Annotated in this window: 3 protein-coding genes; 2 read left to right on the top strand and 1 reads right to left on the bottom strand. The window is 73.3% G+C overall.

The genetic code is table 11. The features are described from left to right. Positions 1-263 precede the first annotated feature (263 nt). Positions 264-563 carry a hypothetical protein gene (locus NS184_RS14075; RefSeq protein WP_058726739.1) on the top strand — a complete coding sequence of 100 codons (300 nt, stop codon included), beginning with the start codon at positions 264-266 and terminating at the stop codon, positions 561-563. An 81-nt stretch (positions 564-644) separates the two neighbouring features. After that, positions 645-1,769, top strand: coding sequence for an AI-2E family transporter (locus NS184_RS14070; protein WP_058726738.1), 1,125 nt, complete (start codon positions 645-647; stop codon positions 1,767-1,769). A gap of 122 nt (positions 1,770-1,891) precedes the next feature. Here NS184_RS14070 and NS184_RS14065 read toward each other — a convergent pair whose 3' ends face one another. Next, positions 1,892-2,824: an EamA family transporter gene (locus NS184_RS14065; RefSeq protein WP_058726737.1), complete on the bottom strand. Its 933-nt coding sequence runs from the start codon at positions 2,822-2,824 to the stop codon at positions 1,892-1,894. Between the last annotated feature and the right edge of the window lie 146 nt (positions 2,825-2,970).

Below are 2,970 nucleotides of genomic sequence, written 5' to 3'. Positions count from 1 at the left end.
CCGGTGCACCGTCCGCGGGGACGCCGTCCAGCACGTCGGCGAACGGATCAGCCAGCGGGAGCGGCAGCAGCGGCAGCGGCAGCGGCAGGAGCAGTAGCAGCGGGGGTGGGTCGGGGGCCGATGGGTTCCCGGCGGGGCAGCCGCCGCGCCCTGTCGCGCAGGACGCGTACCCGGAGGCGACGTCGGTCGTCGGACTGCAGCAGGCGATCTCCGCGACGCCGCACCCCGGCCTGCAGATCTGCGACGGTGACCTGGCATCACTCGTGACGGCCTCGGGTGACCTCCGTGGGGACGGTGGGCAGCAGTACCTGGTGGACACCACCTGTTCGCTGGCGACCGCGAGCTCGCCGGACGAGGTCGCCGTGTACGACCGGCGGAGCGGGGAGCTCGTCCGGAGCGCGGTGCTGTCGGAGTTCACGGCGAACCGGCCGAAGCCGAGCGCCTACCCGTACCTGTGGCAGGGCCACACCGTGGTGCTCGCCTACGACGGTGGTGCGTCGTACCGGCTCGTGCGGCTGTCACCGCGGGGCGAGACCACGAGCGACGTCCGTCCGTTCCGGTGAACGGTGGCGGACGCGCGTCGGTAGCGTCGAGCGGGTGACGACGGGGTCCTGCCCCTCCACCGCACCGACCTCGAGGACGCCATGCCCTTCCTGCACCGGACCACCGCCCCGATCGACGGCCGACGGTCACTGTGGTCCGATCCGTTCGGTCGGCTCGCGGTCCGCTGCGTGCAGCTCGTCGTGGTGGTCGTGGTGGCGTCGATGATCGTCCTCGCGACCGTGAAGCTGAGCCTCGTGACGATCCCGGTCCTGCTCGCCCTCATCGTGGCGTCGGCGCTGTACCCGCTCGTGTCCTGGCTCCGTCGACACGGTGTGCCCTCGGTGCTCGCGACGATCGCGTGCTTCCTCGCGGTGCTCGCCGTGATGGTGGGCGTCGCGTGGCTGCTCGTCGCCGCGGTGGCGAACCAGTGGTCGAGCCTGCAGTCCTCGGCGGTGAGCGGGCTGCAGCAGCTGCAGGACGTGCTCCACGACCTCCCGGTCCGCATCACCGACTCGCAGATCAACGACGCCGTCGACGGTGTGGTGTCGTTCGTGACGAGCCCGCAGTTCGGCTCGGGAGCGATCGCCGGGATCTCGGCCGTGACGAACTTCGTCACCGGCGCCGTGCTGATGGCCGTGATCCTCTTCTTCTTCCTCAAGGACGGGCCGGCGCTCTGGGAGTTCCTGCTGCGGCCCTTCACGGGCAGTCAGTACGACCGGGCCCGTCGGGTCGGTGACCGGGTCGTGCAGACGCTCGGCGGCTACGTGCGCGGAACGGCCGCCGTGGCCGCGTTCGACGCGCTCGCGATCGGCACCGGGCTCGCGATCCTCGGGGTGCCCCTGACGATCCCGCTCGCCGTCGTGGCCTTCGTCACGTCGTTCATCCCGATGATCGGCGCCCCCATCGCCGGCACGCTCGCCGCCCTGGTGACCCTGGTGTCGGTCGGCCCGGTGCAGGCGGTCATCGTCGTCGCGATCGTGGTGCTGGTCAACCAGATCGAGGGGAACTTCCTCCAGCCGGTGCTGATGGGCAAGACACTGAGCCTGCACGGCCTCGTGATCCTCGTCGGTCTCACCGCGGGCACGGTCCTGGGCGGGGTCACCGGCGCGATCATCTCGGTCCCGCTCCTCGCCGCGGCGTGGGGCGTCGTGCAGGTGTGGAACGGTCCGGAGCAGCCGGCCGAGCCGTGGCGGCAGAAGCGCCGGGAGGACGTCCCCGTCGGCTGACGCCGGGTCTTCCGGGTGGTCGCCGCATCGACGGCGGCAGTCGTCCGTCGCCCCCATGCCACGGCCGGGAGGCGCGGTGCGCGCCCGACGTGCACCGCGCCTCCCGGCCGTGGCTGGTGTGGTCAGGACCGGGCGGGCCGCCGGACGGGCGGCGCCACGAGGAGCACCAGCGCGACGCCGAGGAGTGCCAGGCCGACCCAGCCCGCCGGGCCGAGGCGCTCCCCGACCACGAGGACGGCGAGGACCGTCGCGACCGCGGGTTCCAGGAGGGTGATCGTCGTGGCCGTGCTCGGTCGGACGGAGGCGAGGCCGACGCCGAAGAGCAGGTAGCCCAGGAACATCGGGACGAGCGCCATGTACAGCCCGACCACGGCGTCGGATGGCGAGGTCACGAACGGGCCGCCGGTCAGGAGGAGCACGGGCAGCAGGAGCACGCCGCCGGTACCGAACACCGCTCCCATCGACGCGGCTCGGCCCGCCCCGGCACCCATGAGGCGGTGCGCCGCCCACGAGTAGACGGCGTACGTCACCCCCGCGACGAGGCCGAGCAGCACGCCGAGCACCGTGCCCGCCGAGTCCCCGACACCGGCCGCGGTGCTGGCGGCTGCGTCCGTCGGGCCGTGTGCCGCCCCGGCGCCGGTGAGGCACAGGACGGTGCTGCCCACCACACCGATGGTCGCGGCGAGCGCCCACCGACGTCCGAGCGGACGGCGGTCGACGACGCGCTCGAGGACACCCGACGCGAGCGGTGCCGACGCCAGCGACACCACGGACCCGATGGCGACCCCGGCGACGTGCATGGAGCTGTAGAACGCGAGCGGGTAGACCGCGACCGCCACGCCGCCGAGGACCACCAGCCCGCGGTGCCGTCGCAGCACCGGCCACGCGGCCCGCAGGGGTCGGACGGCGATCACGGCCTGCAGGAGCCCGCCGATGCCGAGGGCTGCAGCGCCGATGGCGAGGGGTCCGGCCGTGGGTGCCGCGGCGGCAGCGGTACCGGTGGTGCCCCAGAGCACGGCGGTGACGACGATCGCGAGGACGCCGACGCGGCCCACTGCAGGACCGCGGCCAGCACCGGCACGGTCGTCACGAGCTGCGGGCACCGGTCACCTCCGGGACGTCGGGGGGGGGTGAGGGTGGGCCCTGACGGACTCGAACCGCCGACATCTTCGGTGTAAACGAAGCGCTCTACCAACTGAGC

This window comes from Curtobacterium luteum (assembly GCF_001475545.1).
GTDB classification, from domain to species: Bacteria; Actinomycetota; Actinomycetes; order Actinomycetales; family Microbacteriaceae; genus Curtobacterium; species Curtobacterium luteum_A.
Note: the sequence above shows the minus strand (reverse complement) of the source record. Positions and strands in the feature narration are given on the sequence as shown.